A 12,835-nucleotide genomic window follows, 5' to 3' on the forward strand; every position below is an offset into this window, starting at 1 on the left:
GTCAGTTCCTCACCAATTTCGCGGCTTCCGCCCCGGCGATGCGACCGAACACCGTGCCGATCGCCATGCCGAAGCCGGCCAGGTAGCCCTGGCCCAGGATGTTGCCGGACATGATCTCGCCGGAGGCGAACATGTTCGCGGAAGGCTTGCCGTCGGCCATCACCACGCGCGCTTGCTCATTCACTTTCACCGACAGGAAGGTGAAGGTGATGCCGGGCCGCAGCGGGTGGCAGTAATAGGGCGGCTTGTCGATGCGCCGTGCCCAATGCGATTTCGGCGGTGTCAGCCCTTCTGTGCTGCAGTCGTCGAGCGACTGCGCCTGGAAGGTGCCGGGCTGCACGGCGGCGTTGTAGTCGGCGACGACCTTCTCCAGCTTCGCCGCATCGAGGCCGATGATGCCGGCGAGTTCCGCGATCGTATCCGCGCGATACGGTGCGAAGACCGGCGGCAGGTAGTTGAGTTGCGCCTGGGAATCATTGATGGCGAAGGCGACCTGGCCGGGCTGTTGCGCGATCAGCCGACCCCAGATGGCGTAGCGCTTCGGCCAGACATCCTCGCCTTCATCGTAGAAGCGTTCGACGTCGCGGTTCACCACGACAGAGAAAGGCACGCAGTCGAGCCGCATGGCGAGGCCGCCATCTTCCATCGGCGCGCGGGCGTCATTCGCCACCGCGTGGAACTGGGTGGGGTCGCCGACCTCCTGCACGCCCTGTTCCAGCAAATCCTTCAGCAGCCGGCCCTGGGCATAGGGCGTGCCACGGATCTGGAAGTTGTCGGCTGCATCGCCCCAGTACTTCCGCAGCCATTCGCGATTGGCCTGGAAGCCACCAGCTGAGGCGACGAAGGCCTTGAACTTGATGGTGGCCGGGAAGCCGCGGTGGGAGACGATAGCCTCGGTCGCGAAGCCATCCTTCACCACGACGTGCTGCACCTCGGTGTCATACAGGATGGTGATGCCGAGGGCTTCGGCCGTGCGGTAGAGCGCGTTGATCAGCGCCTTGCCGCCCCCGAGGAAGAAGGCATTCGTGCGCGACAGCGACAGCGTGCCCGACAGCGAGGGTTGGAACACGACGCCGCAGGATTCGAGGAACTTCGGCGCTTCCTCGGAGGCGCGGATGCACATGCGCGCGAGCGGTTCGTCGGTCTTGCCCGCGGTGACGCGGCGCAGATCGTCCCAGTATTCCTCCTCGAGGTAGGACTCCGTCAGAACCCCGGTTGGGCCGTGATGGAGCGAGCGCACATTGCGCGTGTGGCGCGAATTGCCGCCGCGCATGGGCCTCGGCGCATGTTCCGCCACGACCACGGTCGCGCCCGCCCGGCGTGCGGTGATGGCGGCACACAGCGCGGCATTGCCGCCGCCGGCGATCAGGACGTCGAAGGTCTGTGTCAGGTCCACCATGCGGCCATGCCCTTCGGCGTCACGCGTTCTGTATCCAACTGAATCCAGTCATATACCAAAGCTCGGTGATGACAAGGCCCGGGTGTGAGGAAGGTCACGCGCATCATCCCGTCGCGATGCCGTCCTGCAACATTGCGAATCTTATACAGGCCGCGCCGGCGGCACCCAGGCCCCGTGCAAGACACCCCTCGAACCACGGGAGAGATCCATGGGTATCCTGAAGCTCACGCTGTTTCACGTCGGCCCGGTCTCGCACTGGGCGAACAAGGTGTTCCAGAAGCAGGTCGAGAAGGGCAACGCGTTCCTGAAGCCCTACGGCCTGAAGTACGATGTCTATCCGGCCGCCGGGAGCATGGATCTGGACTGGAGCGCGCCGGTGATGGAGGACGCCTCCACGGCCGAAGGCCTGGGCCAGCGCCTTGCGCTGCGGGCCGCGGCCCATGCGCGCTACGCCAGCTTCGACAACCGGCTCCCCGTGATCCTGTGCCAGATCAAAGGCGGTGGCGGGGAATCACCGGGCTCGATTGCCTACAAGCTCAACTGGCTGCCCTGGGTCATGATGGATGCCTTCGACCTGAACGAGGATGGCCTCACCCTGACCCATGAGGCCGGCCACTGCGCCGGGCTGAAGCATCCGGGGCATGGGGCCACCGGGGATTCCCGCCTGGTCGACGACCTGGGCCACGCCCAGACGGACAACGTGATGGCCTATGGCACCTTCAATGATGCCACGCAGAAATACGAGGGGCGGTCCCTGGTCATGGATTGGCAGGTCGACGCTTTCCGCCACGCCTACTTCTATTCGGCCTGATGGTGCCCATGGGCTTGCCTATCGCCGGCGCTGCGCCGTCGGCTATAGGTTCGCCATGGACGGCGTTCCGACATCCTCGCGCGATCTCGGGCTGGAAGCCTATCTGCGTATCAGGGCGGCCATCCGTGATGGCTCCCTCGCACCCGGCGACAGGCTGACGGAGACCGACCTTGCCGGACGCTTCGGCGTCTCCCGCACGCCGGTGCGCCAAGCCATCGCGCGGCTCGAGGCCGAGGGGCTGCTGACCCATGAGGCGCGGCGCGGCCTGACGGTGACGCGGCCGGACCACCAGCAGGTGGTTGAACTCTACGTCATGCGGGAAGTGCTGGAAGGTGCCGCCGCGCGCCTTGCCGCCCAGCACGCCAGCGAGACCGAAATCGCAGCCATGGCCGAAATCGTGGAGGGCGAGCCCGCCGCCTTCGGTGATGCCGCGGCGCTGGCGGCGGTGAACCAGCGGCTGCACGGCCTGCTCTACCTGGCCGCGCATAACCGCTACCTGCTGCGCAGCCTGGAACAACTGGCGGCCACCATGTCGCTGCTGCCGACTCTGCTGACGCATGGCGGCCGCGCGGAACAGGCGCATGCGGAACATCGCGCCATCCTCGATGCCATCGTGAAGCGCGACGGCGATGCGGCCGAAGCGGCGGCTCGCAAGCATGCGCGTGCCGCGCAGAAGCATCGCCTGGCATGGATGGTCGGCACCATCGGCGTGCCGCTCGCCGCGCCGGGGGCGGCCGGGGCCGATTGACTCGCGGGCCGGCGCGCCAAAGGCTGACGCCTTCACATGCCGGAGAGATAACCGATGAAACGTCTTCCGCTCGCCCTGGCGGCGGCCTGCCTGCTCGGTTTCGCGCAGCCGGCCCGGTCGCAGACCCTGGCCATGGCGGTGGAGGCACCCTTCGGGCTCGATCCGCATTTCCTCTTCGCCGGGCCGAACATGGCCGCGGCGCGCCACATCTACGACAGCCTGATCAACCGCGACCCAGAAAGCCGCTTCATCCGCGGCATCGTGGAATCCTGGGCGATGGTCGAGCCGCTGGTCTGGGAACTGCGGCTGCGCCGCGGCGTCACCTTCCACGATGGCAGCCCGTTCACTGCCGATGACGTCGCCTTCTCGATCGCCCGCGTGCCGAGCCTGCCCAACAATCCCGGGCCCTATACCTCGAACCTGCGCACCATCGTGCGGGTGGAGGTGGTGGACCCGCACACCGTCCGTCTTCACACGGACCAGCCCAACCCGGTGCTGCCGGGCCAGTTGACCAACATCTTCGTCGTGTCGAAGCGCGCGGCGGAGGGCGCATCGACCTCTGACTTCAACAGCGGGCGCGCGGCGATCGGCACCGGTCCCTTCCGGCTGGAGCAGGCGCGCGGCCAGGAAGGCATGACGGTCACGCGCAACGACGCCTTCTGGGGCGACAAGGCGGCCTATCAGCGCGTCGATATCCGTGTCATCGGCAATGACGCCTCGCGCCTCGCGGCCCTTCTCAGCGGCGATATCGAGATCATCGAGAGCGTACCGCCCGCCGATGTCGAGCGGCTGCAGCGCGATGCGCGACTGTCCGTGTTCCGGCGCAATTCCGACCGCATCATGTACCTGCTGCCCAATGTGCGGCTGGACCAGTTCCCGCTGATCACCGATGCGAATGGCCAGGTGCTGCCGCGCAACCCGCTGCGCGACGTGCGCGTGCGCCAGGCCTTGTCCATCGCGCTGGATCGCCAGGCGCTGGTGGCGCGCGGGCTGGATGGCCAGGGTGTGGCGACAGTGCAGATGGTGCCGGAACAGTTCGGTGGCTTCGACCCGGCCATCACCGTGCCCGCCGCCGATCCGGCCCGCGCCCGCGCCCTGCTGGCCGAGGCCGGATACCCCAACGGCTTCGGCCTGACGCTGGGCTGTTCCAACAATCGCTATGTCAACGATGCGCGGGTGTGCCAGGCGGCGGGGCAGATGCTGACGCGGGCGGGCTTCCATGTGCGGGTGGAAACGCAGCCCTGGAACGTCTTCTCACCGCGGACCCTGGCGAACAGGAACGACCTGCCGCTGATGCTCTATGGGCTGTCGCTGTCCTCGTCGCGCGATGCCTCCTACATCCTGTCAACGGCTGTGCATACGCGGGTGCCGGACCAGGCCTTCGGCCAGGGCAATCGCGGTGGGTTCAGCGATGCGCGGCTGGATGGGCTGGTCCAGCATGTCATTGGCAATGCGGGCGAGGGGCGCGATGCAGAGCTGCGGCATGTCGCACGGGAATCGCTGGAGCAGGTGCCGTTCATCCCGCTCTACAACCAGGTCGTGGTGGTCGCGGCGCGGCGCGGCATTGAATATACGCCGCGCATGGACGAACAGATGGTTGCGTATCACGCGCGCCCGGCGGCGCGCTGACGGTCAGGCCGCCAGCGCATCCTTAACGAAGCGCCCGCCGAGCATGATGGCGGGGAGGTGCTCGCCCTGCCCCGCCAGCAGGGCGAGGTTCTTCAGCGGGTCGCCCTCGACCACGATCAGGTCGGCATGCGCGCCGGGGGCGACGCAGCCGATGCGCCCTTCCGACATCAGCAGCTTCGCCGCATTGACGGTGGTACTGCGGATCACCTCGATGGCCGGCAGCACCTCCCCGCGGATGACGAATTCACGCGACTGGTGCCGGTGCATGTCGCCGAGCAGGTCCGTGCCGAAGGCCATCGTCAGGCCCGCATCGCGCATGATCTCGAGCGAGCGCAGCCCGGCGGTGCGCACATCGTCGATCTTGGCGACGGATTCCGCCGGGAGGCCAAGCGACGCGCCCTCCTCCTTCAGCGCCTGGTAGGTGACGAGGGTCGGGCAGGCGATCGCGCCGCGTTCGGCGGCGAAGCGCGCGGTCGCCGACTGGATCAGGTTGCAGTGTTCCAGGCTGCGCACGCCGCATTCCACCGCGCGACGGATGGCGCTGTCGGTATAGAGATGCGCGGCCACGTAGGTCCCGGCATTCTCCGCTTCCTCGACCGATGCCAGCACTTCCTCCCCCGAGAAGCCGACGAAGGCGATGGGGTCGGTGGGGGAGGCGACGCCGCCATTGGCCATGATCTTGATGTAGTCGGCGCCGGCCTTGATCTCCTCCCGGCAGGCGCGGCGCACATCGTCCACGCCATCGACCAGCCGCCCGAGGCTGCCAAGGCGCGAGGCGAAGAAGGCCGTGTCGCGCGTGTCGTGTCGGCCGCGGAAGTCGCAATGCCCGCCCGTCTGCGACAGCGCCTTACCCGAGATGTTCAACCGCGGCCCGTCGAAATGCCCCTCGTCGCGCGCCATGCGCAGCCCATGGGTGCAGCCGCCGAGGTCGCGCACCGTGGTGAAGCCGCGCATCAGCATGCCGTGCATGATCTTCGCGGCACGGAAGGCGACCACTGCATCGGGCAGCATGGCGTTGAGGCCGAGATTCACCACCCCGGCGACGACATGCACATGCGCGTCAATCAGTCCGGGCATCAGTGTGCGGCCGCGCAGGTCGATGCGGCGTGCCATGGCTGCCATGATGGGCTTGTCGCTGACTTCCTTGATGCTGCCGCCCTCGACCAGGACATGGCCGGGCACGGCGCCATCGGCGGTGCCATCCAGGATGGCAGCGTTCTCGAACAGGACGGCGTCGGTCATGGGGGCAGTCTCCGGAAATCAGGCAGCAGCAAGGTCGGCGGCGCGACGGATCGCGCCGGGCAGAAAGCCGGCAATCACTTCCGCCTCGTCAAGGTGATGCGCGGCGAAGGATCCCGCAGCATCGAGGATGTTCATCGTCCCCACCACCACGCCGCCCTCGCGCACCGGGATGTTGATGCAGGCGCCGCAGCCGAGGCGTTCGATCAGCGCATGGTCGGGGAAGGCCCAGCGGATGGCATCCATGTCGTTGCCGAGCCACGGACGGGCCTGCTTCAGCACATGCTCGCCCCAGGGTGTGGGACCCATCTGCTTGCGGCCCGTCAACGGATAGGCGGCAGGGTCGGAGGAAAAGATACGCTCCACCTCCGTCCCATCCGCCATGACGAACAACACGGTGAACAGCCGATGACCGATCAGTGCATGACTCGCTGCCTCGGCCGCGCGGAACACCGTGGCGGGATCGCGCTGGTCGGCGGCCGCCTTGGCCAGGGCGATCAGGGTCGGGGGCAGCGCCACGGTCATGCGGGGGCCTTCTGGTTCAGCTCGGGGAACAATCCACGCTGGCGGAAGCGCAGCAACAGGATCAGGGCTACGCCGACCGAGGCTTCCCGCAGCGCAGCGGCCTGCACGGCGGTGACACCGGGCACGATCTCGGCGGCGAAGCGCGTGGCCTCCAGGAAGGCGATCAGGATGTAGGCGCCGATCGCCGCACCGGTCGGGCGCCCGTTGCCACCGGCCGTCACCGCCAGGAAGACATAGATGGTGATCAGCGGCTGGAAAATCTCGGGCGCGATGTAGGAGGTGTAGTGGCCGTACAGGGCGCCGGCCAGCGCGCCGATGGCGGCGGCGATGGCGAAGGCCTCGGCCTTCAGCCGCGTCACGCGCTTGCCGGCGACGGCGGCGACGATCTGGTCCTCCCGCACCGCGCGCAACGCACGGCCCCAGGGGGATGCCACCAGCCGTCGCAGCGCCAGCCACACCAGGCCGAGCAATGCGCTGACCACGATCAGTGCCGCGACATGGAAACCCTGCCCCCAGTCGCGCGGCAGCCCGGCGGGAATGCCGGAGATGCCATCCGTGCCGCCGGTTAACCAGATCTCGTTGGAGGCGACGACGCGCACCGCCTCCGCGAAGCCGAGCGTGACGATGGCGAGGTAGTCGTCGCGCAGTCGCAGCGTCGAGACGCAGACCACAAAGCCCGCCACCGCGCCGGCCGCCATCGCCGCGACCAGCCCGAGGGGCACCGGCGCCCCACCCCATTTCACCAGCGTCGCCGATGCATAGGCGCCGATGGCGAAGAACCCCGCGAGGCCGAGATTGACCAGCCCGGTGACGCCCCAGGCGAGGCAGAGGCTCTGCGCCAGCAGCGCGTAGATGCCGCCGATCACCAGCAGGAAGATGATGTAGGAGATCATCAGGAGGCTCGCGCGCCAAAGATGCCGGCCGGCCGCAGCGTCAGCACCACCAGGATGGCGACGAAGCCGACCACGAGCCGGTAGGCCGGGCTGAAGGCAAGCACGGCGAGTTCCTCCGCGAGGCCGATGGCGATGGCGCCGGTCACCGCGCCGGGGATCGACCCCAGCCCGCCCAGCACGGCGGCGGCGAAGATCGACAGCACCAGCCGGTTGCCGACCAGCGGATCGACCGAGGTATCCAGCCCGACCAGCATGCCGCCCATGCCCGCGAGCCCCGCGCCCACCGCCACCGTCACCGCCGCGACGCGCGCCGGATCGACGCCACGCAGCAAAGCGAGATCGCGGTTGTCGGCGACCGCGCGCATCGCGCGGCCGGTGCGGCTGTAGCGCAGGAAGGCCCAGAGCAGCGCCATACAGGTCAGCGCGAGGCCGAAATTCTGCACCTGCTGCGGCCCGACGCGATACTCGCCGAAGCGCCAATCGCGCAGCAGCGGCAGGTCGAAGCCGCGCAAATCGTTGCCGAAGCCGAAGCGCAGCACGTTCTCGATGACCAGCCCGGCGGCCAGCGAGGCGATCGCCATCATCAGCGCGCCCGCGGATTCAAGCGGCTTCACCGCCACCCATTGCAGCGCGAGCCCCGCCAGCGCCGCGACGGCGAAGGCGAGCGGCAATGCCGCGACCATCGGCAGGCCGAAGGCGGTGTTGCCGACCCAGCCCGCATAGGCACCCACCGTCGCCAGTGCGCCGATCGCGAAGTTCGGATAGTTGAGGACCGCGAAGATCGCCGTGAAGCCCAACGCCGGCACCGCAAGGATGGTGCCGGCGATCACGCCGTTGATCAGCGCCTGGATCAGCGCTTCAGTCATCAGGCGATGCGGATCAGCGTCTGGCGACCGGCGCGCACCTGTTCATAGCGGAACTGGCAGTCGGCGATGTCGCCCGCATCGGTGAAGTCGCAGGGGCCGGAGGCGCCGTCGTAGTCCACTTTCTTCCCTGCCGCGATGGCGCGCAGCCCGTCCAGCGCATTGTCCACGCGATCCCCGCCGCCCTGGCTGACCTTGCGGATGTTGTCGTGGATCGCCTGGCCGGTGCCGTCGCCGCCCTGCGCCATCGCCATCAGCACCAGGTTGATGTGGTCGTAGATCTGGCAGGTGTAGGGGTCGGGGTTGTCGTTGCCGACGATGCGCTTCACGCGGTCGAAGCCCGCCGAGCCTTCCGCCGGCGACGGCGCGAGGGTGTAGATCCCTTCCGTCACCTCATGCGGCAGCGAGCCGATCATCTGCTGGTTCACCGAATAGGCATAGGCGAGGACCTTGCCCCGGAAGCCGGCGCGGAAGATGTCGCGCAGCAGGACCGTGGTGTCGGGCGTGTAGCCACCGAGCACCAGAACCTCCGGCCGCGCGCGCAGCGCCTGGTCCACCTCGGTGCGCAGCGACGGCTTGTTGTTGTCGTAGATCAGCATGTCGATGCTGCCGCCGCCGCGTTCCAGCGCCGCCTTCATGTTGGCGAGCTGGGACTGGGTGAAGGGCGTCTGCGGCGCCATGAAGAAGGCGCGCTTGGCGCCGAGCTCCAGGATGTATTCGCCGAACTTGCGGCCCTGCAGCGTGGTGTTGGGCTGGGTGCGGATCAGCCATCCATTGTGCGGCAGGGCGGTGATGGAATCCGCGCCGGAGACGGTGGCGAGGAACGTCTTGCTCTCCCAGCACAGCGGCGCCACCGCCGTCGTCACCGCCGAGGCCCAGGTGCCCATGATGGCGGCGACGCGGTCCACGTCGATCAGCTTGCGCGCGGCACGCAGCCCAGCCTCGGGGTTGGTCTGGTCGTCCTCGCTGACCAGTTGCACCTGGCGGCCGAGCACGCCGCCGGCGCCGTTCACCTCGGCGATCACGGCGCGCACGCAATTGGCCATGACCGGGCCATAGGGGCCGCCGGCGCCGGTCAGCGGCGTCAGCGTGCCGAGCCGGATCGGTGCGCCCTGTGCGGGGACCAGCGAGGGCATGGCGAGGAGCGAGGCGCCGGCGATCAGCGCCGCGCGACGGGTGGTGGTGATCATCGGGTTGTCTCCCTGTCGGTCCCTGTGCCGTCCATCCTGCCCTCCCCGCGTCCGCCGAGGAACAGGCGTCGTATTGCCGGATCGCGCGCCAGGTCCGGTGCCGGGCCCTCATGCGCGCAGCGACCATCGACCAGCACCAGCGCGCGGTCGGAGATCTGCATCGCCTGCAGTGCGTTCTGTTCCACCATCAATACGGCGACACCGGATTCGGCGGTGGCGCGCACCAGGGCGAACAGGTCCGTCGCCGCCATGGGCGACAGGCCGGCGGTCGGCTCGTCGAGCAGCAGGACGCGCGGTTCGCTCATCAACGCCTGGCCCATGGCGAGGATCTGGCGCTGCCCGCCGGACATGGTGCGTGCAGCCTGGCGGCGGCGTTCCGCCAGCAGCGGGAAGCGGTCCATCACCGCCGTCATGCGCGCCTTCGCGCGGCGCGGGTCGAGGAAGCACCCCATGACGAGGTTCTCCTCGACGCTCAGGGTGCCGAAGACGTTACGCTCCTGCGGCACCAGGGCCATGCCGGCCTCGATCACCGCGCGCGGCGCCTGTCCGGTGACGTCCTTGCCATCCAGGGAGACACGGCCCGCGCGCGGGCGCAGCAGGCCGGTCAGCAGCTTCAGCACAGTGGATTTGCCCGCACCGTTCGGGCCGATGACGCAGACGAGTTCCCCCGGCGCGACGCCGAAGGACACGCCCTTCACCACATGGTCGGCCGCGACATAGCCGCCGGTCAGGTCCTGCACCGTCAACGCGGTCATCGCGCGCCCCCGAGATAGGCGTCCTGCACGGCCGCATCCTCCCGGATCTGAGCGAAGGACCCTTCGGCGAGCGTCCGCCCGGCCGCCATGACGACGACATGGTCCGAGATGCGTTCGATCAGCGCCATGTCGTGCTCGACCAGCAGGATGGTGCGGCCCTCGGCGACGATGGCGCGCAGCAGGTCGCCGATCTCCTCGGCAAGTGTCGGGTTCACGCCGGCGGCAGGTTCGTCCAGCAGCATCAGCGCCGGTTCGGCCATCAGCGCGCGACCGATCTCGAGTAGCTTCTTCTGCCCGCCGGACAGCGCCGTGACCTGGTTGTCGATGACATGGGACAGGCGCAGACGCTGCGCGATGGCCAGCGCCTGTTCGGCCAGCGCCTGCTCGCGCCGGCGTGCCGCGGCGGCGCCGAGCAGCGATGCGGTCCAGTTCTCGCCCGGCTGGTCCCGGCCGTAGAGCATCAGGTGCTCGAACACCGACAGCTTCGGAAAGCCGCGGGCGATCTGGAAGGACCGGACCATGCCGCGCGAAGTGATCTGTTCTGGCCTGAGGCCGAGGATCTCCTCCCCGCGCAGCCGCACGCTGCCGGCATGCGGGCGGACCAGGCCGGAGACGGCGTTGAACAGCGTGGTCTTGCCCGCGCCGTTGGGGCCGATCAGCGCAGTGATGCGTCCGGGCATGACGCCGAAGGCGACGCCGTCCAGCGCGGCCAGCCCACCGAAGGACAGGCGTAGCCCGTCCACCGCCATCAGCGTGTCGCCCGTTTCTGAAGCCTCCATGGGCCGCAGCACGAACGATTCCGCGCCGGCTGGCAAGGGGGCTCAGGCGTGGGCGAACAAGGGTTGGCCCGGATGCTCCCAGCGCGCGCGCAGCACGGAACCCGATTCACTTTCGGTGATGAAGATGTCGCGGTTGTCATGCCCGCCGAAGCAGACATTGGTAGTGCCGAGCCCACGCGGGGAGCGGATGCGCAGCAGCGGTTCGCCGAGGCGGGAGAAGATCCAGACCGTTCCCATCCCCGCATGGGCGACCACCAGATTGCCCTGCGTGTCGAGTGCCATCCCATCCGGCCCGGCGAGACCGCCCGACATGGCGATGAAGCGCCCGACGCGGATGACGCCGCCATCCGGCGTGATGGGCACGCGCCAGATGGCATTGTCGCGCGTCGCGGCGACGTAGAGCGTGTGGCCGTCCGGCGTCAGCACCAGCCCGTTCGGGCTCGGCACGTTGGACACCAGTGCATCGGCCTGGTCGGCACCCGCCCGCAGGCGATAGGCGCGACCGGCCGGGTCGTGCAGTCCCGTCTGGCCCTGGTCGGTGAAATACAAATCGCCATTCATCGCGAAGGTGCAGTCATTGACGCCACGGAAGCCTTCCCGCCGCGCGCGCGGCACCAGCGGCGTGACTGCGCCGGTCGTGGGGTCGAGCCGCAGCAAACCGCGCTTCGCATCGGTGATCGCCGCCCAGCCGTCGCGATGAAAGGCAAGGCCGTTGGGCTCCCCGTCGTAGTCCGCGACGACGCTCCATTCACCCGCCGGGTTCACTTTGAAGATGCGGCCGAAGACGATATCGGTCAGCCACAGGTTGCCGGCGCGATCGAAGGACGGGCCTTCCAGGAAGGAGTGCGGCGTCGGCCCCGGGCGGCCGTACAGCCATTCGCTGCCGCGGTCGCGGATGCGCAGCGCCTCCGGCACTTCGGTGTGGATCTCGGCGGTGACGGAGGGTGGTGCGGCGTACATAATTCAACCCAGGGTGATGTTGGCGAGGCGGATCAGCCGCGCGGCGCGGTCGCGCTGCGCGACGACGAAGGCGGCGAAATCCTCGGGGCTGGTGCCGAGCGGGACGATGCCGATCTGCTCCATGCGCTGGCGTACATCCGGTTGGTTCAGGGCGAAGATCGCAGCGGCATGAAGCCGCGCCACCGCGGCGGGCGACGATCCGGCGACGGTCCACAGCCCGTTCCACTCGTCGAAATCGAAGCCGCGATAGCCCTGTTCATCCAGCGTGGACATGTCGGGCAGGGCGACGATGCGGCGCAGCCCCGCCGCACCCAGCGCGCGCAACCGCCCGCCCTGCACATGCGCCGTTGCCGCGGCGGCGGAGGCGAAGGCGCAGCCGACATTGCCCGCGATCAGGTCGGTCATGGCCGGCCCGCCGCCGCGGTAGGGCACATGGGTCATCTCGACGCCGGCGATGCGGTTGAATTCCACCATCGCGAGATGCGCGCCGGTGCCGTTGCCGGAGGATGCATAGGAGATCGCACCGGGCCGCGCCTTCGCCGCCGCCATCAGATCGGCCGCGCTGCGCCAGGGCGCATTGGCCGCCACGACCAGCATCTGCGGCTGCCAGGTCAATTGCGTGATGGGCGCGAAGGCAGTGGCGTAGTCGAAGGGCAGGCCGGTCATCAGCGTCGGGTTCACGACATGGCCCATGCTGTCGAGCAGCAGCGTATGGCCGTCCTTCGGTGAGCGCGCGACTTCCCCCGCACCGATCGCGCCGCCGGCGCCGCCGCGGTTCTCGACGACAATGTTCTGGCCGAGCTGCGCCATCAGATGCGGCAGCAGCAGGCGCGCGACGGTATCGGTCCCGCCGCCCGGCGGATAGGGCGGGATGAGGCGCAGCGGCTGCGTCGGGAAGGCCTGCGCCAGGGCGGGCCGACAGAGCGGCGGCAGCAGCGCGGCGGCGAACAGCGCGCGACGTGGCAGGGACATGGACGGGTTCCTCACGGCTTTGGCGAAGCCTGCGCCGCGGCGCCGGGCAGGTCCAGCCGTGTCAATCGTCGC

Annotated in this window: 13 protein-coding genes; 3 read left to right on the plus strand and 10 right to left on the minus strand. The window is 68.8% G+C overall.

From position 1 onward, the window contains the following. Position 1: 1 nt before the first annotated feature. Complete coding sequence (tcuA, locus tag AC2YHJ_RS09985) at positions 2-1,399, minus strand: FAD-dependent tricarballylate dehydrogenase TcuA (RefSeq protein ID WP_487395724.1); 1,398 nt, start codon at positions 1,397-1,399, stop codon at positions 2-4. Positions 1,400-1,607: 208 nt separating this feature from the next. On the opposite strand from tcuA, the gene AC2YHJ_RS09990 reads away from it, so the two are divergent. Genes AC2YHJ_RS09990 through AC2YHJ_RS10000 form a run of 3 tightly spaced genes read left to right on the plus strand, consistent with a single transcriptional unit; the run spans position 1,608 to position 4,587 of the window. Next, positions 1,608-2,210, plus strand: a complete 603-nt coding sequence (locus tag AC2YHJ_RS09990) for a hypothetical protein (protein ID WP_487395726.1) — start codon at positions 1,608-1,610, stop codon at positions 2,208-2,210. A gap of 55 nt (positions 2,211-2,265) precedes the next feature. Further along, the gene (locus AC2YHJ_RS09995) at positions 2,266-2,958 is read left to right on the plus strand and encodes a GntR family transcriptional regulator (protein ID WP_487395727.1); all 693 of its coding nucleotides are present in this window, start codon (positions 2,266-2,268) and stop codon (positions 2,956-2,958) included. A gap of 54 nt (positions 2,959-3,012) precedes the next feature. Then, entirely contained in the window at positions 3,013-4,587 is a 1,575-nt protein-coding gene (locus AC2YHJ_RS10000) for an ABC transporter substrate-binding protein (RefSeq protein WP_487395729.1), read from the plus strand. A gap of 3 nt (positions 4,588-4,590) precedes the next feature. On the opposite strand, the gene AC2YHJ_RS10005 is transcribed toward AC2YHJ_RS10000, so the two are convergent. Genes AC2YHJ_RS10005 through AC2YHJ_RS10045 form a run of 9 tightly spaced genes read right to left on the minus strand, consistent with a single transcriptional unit; the run spans position 4,591 to position 12,763 of the window. Continuing rightward, on the minus strand, positions 4,591-5,829 hold the full coding sequence (locus AC2YHJ_RS10005) for a metal-dependent hydrolase family protein (protein WP_487395730.1): 1,239 nt from the start codon (positions 5,827-5,829) through the stop codon (positions 4,591-4,593). An 18-nt stretch (positions 5,830-5,847) separates the two neighbouring features. Then, positions 5,848-6,351, minus strand: coding sequence for a GAF domain-containing protein (locus AC2YHJ_RS10010; RefSeq protein ID WP_487395731.1), 504 nt, complete (start codon positions 6,349-6,351; stop codon positions 5,848-5,850). Continuing rightward, complete coding sequence (locus AC2YHJ_RS10015; protein WP_487395733.1) at positions 6,348-7,244, minus strand: branched-chain amino acid ABC transporter permease; 897 nt, start codon at positions 7,242-7,244, stop codon at positions 6,348-6,350. Before AC2YHJ_RS10015 ends, AC2YHJ_RS10010 begins: the two co-directional genes overlap by 4 nt. After that, complete coding sequence (locus tag AC2YHJ_RS10020; RefSeq protein ID WP_487395735.1) at positions 7,244-8,110, minus strand: branched-chain amino acid ABC transporter permease; 867 nt, start codon at positions 8,108-8,110, stop codon at positions 7,244-7,246. Before AC2YHJ_RS10020 ends, AC2YHJ_RS10015 begins: the two co-directional genes overlap by 1 nt. After that, entirely contained in the window at positions 8,110-9,297 is a 1,188-nt protein-coding gene (locus AC2YHJ_RS10025; RefSeq protein WP_487395736.1) for an ABC transporter substrate-binding protein, read from the minus strand. The genes AC2YHJ_RS10020 and AC2YHJ_RS10025 overlap by 1 nt, the downstream gene beginning before the upstream one ends. Further along, complete coding sequence (locus AC2YHJ_RS10030) at positions 9,294-10,052, minus strand: ABC transporter ATP-binding protein (RefSeq protein ID WP_487395738.1); 759 nt, start codon at positions 10,050-10,052, stop codon at positions 9,294-9,296. The genes AC2YHJ_RS10025 and AC2YHJ_RS10030 overlap by 4 nt, the downstream gene beginning before the upstream one ends. Beyond that, the gene (locus tag AC2YHJ_RS10035) at positions 10,049-10,843 is read right to left on the minus strand and encodes an ABC transporter ATP-binding protein (protein WP_487395739.1); all 795 of its coding nucleotides are present in this window, start codon (positions 10,841-10,843) and stop codon (positions 10,049-10,051) included. Before AC2YHJ_RS10035 ends, AC2YHJ_RS10030 begins: the two co-directional genes overlap by 4 nt. A 30-nt stretch (positions 10,844-10,873) precedes the next feature. Further along, the gene (locus tag AC2YHJ_RS10040; protein ID WP_487395741.1) at positions 10,874-11,791 is read right to left on the minus strand and encodes an SMP-30/gluconolactonase/LRE family protein; all 918 of its coding nucleotides are present in this window, start codon (positions 11,789-11,791) and stop codon (positions 10,874-10,876) included. A gap of 3 nt (positions 11,792-11,794) precedes the next feature. Next, complete coding sequence (locus tag AC2YHJ_RS10045; RefSeq protein ID WP_487395743.1) at positions 11,795-12,763, minus strand: Bug family tripartite tricarboxylate transporter substrate binding protein; 969 nt, start codon at positions 12,761-12,763, stop codon at positions 11,795-11,797. Positions 12,764-12,835: the final 72 nt, after the last annotated feature.

The organism is Roseomonas sp. SRI_022, assembly GCF_057586215.1.

What these genes read in the sequence shown, in the direction of transcription:
- tcuA (WP_487395724.1), bottom strand. Translation starts at nt 1,399, where the DNA reads ATGGTGGACCTGACACAGACCTTCGACGTCCTGATCGCCGGCGGCGGC.
- AC2YHJ_RS09990 (WP_487395726.1), top strand. Translation starts at nt 1,608, where the DNA reads ATGGGTATCCTGAAGCTCACGCTGTTTCACGTCGGCCCGGTCTCGCAC.
- AC2YHJ_RS09995 (WP_487395727.1), top strand. Translation starts at nt 2,266, where the DNA reads ATGGACGGCGTTCCGACATCCTCGCGCGATCTCGGGCTGGAAGCCTAT.
- AC2YHJ_RS10000 (WP_487395729.1), top strand. Translation starts at nt 3,013, where the DNA reads ATGAAACGTCTTCCGCTCGCCCTGGCGGCGGCCTGCCTGCTCGGTTTC.
- AC2YHJ_RS10005 (WP_487395730.1), bottom strand. Translation starts at nt 5,829, where the DNA reads ATGACCGACGCCGTCCTGTTCGAGAACGCTGCCATCCTGGATGGCACC.
- AC2YHJ_RS10010 (WP_487395731.1), bottom strand. Translation starts at nt 6,351, where the DNA reads ATGACCGTGGCGCTGCCCCCGACCCTGATCGCCCTGGCCAAGGCGGCC.
- AC2YHJ_RS10015 (WP_487395733.1), bottom strand. Translation starts at nt 7,244, where the DNA reads ATGATCTCCTACATCATCTTCCTGCTGGTGATCGGCGGCATCTACGCG.
- AC2YHJ_RS10020 (WP_487395735.1), bottom strand. Translation starts at nt 8,110, where the DNA reads ATGACTGAAGCGCTGATCCAGGCGCTGATCAACGGCGTGATCGCCGGC.
- AC2YHJ_RS10025 (WP_487395736.1), bottom strand. Translation starts at nt 9,297, where the DNA reads ATGATCACCACCACCCGTCGCGCGGCGCTGATCGCCGGCGCCTCGCTC.
- AC2YHJ_RS10030 (WP_487395738.1), bottom strand. Translation starts at nt 10,052, where the DNA reads ATGACCGCGTTGACGGTGCAGGACCTGACCGGCGGCTATGTCGCGGCC.
- AC2YHJ_RS10040 (WP_487395741.1), bottom strand. Translation starts at nt 11,791, where the DNA reads ATGTACGCCGCACCACCCTCCGTCACCGCCGAGATCCACACCGAAGTG.
- AC2YHJ_RS10045 (WP_487395743.1), bottom strand. Translation starts at nt 12,763, where the DNA reads ATGTCCCTGCCACGTCGCGCGCTGTTCGCCGCCGCGCTGCTGCCGCCG.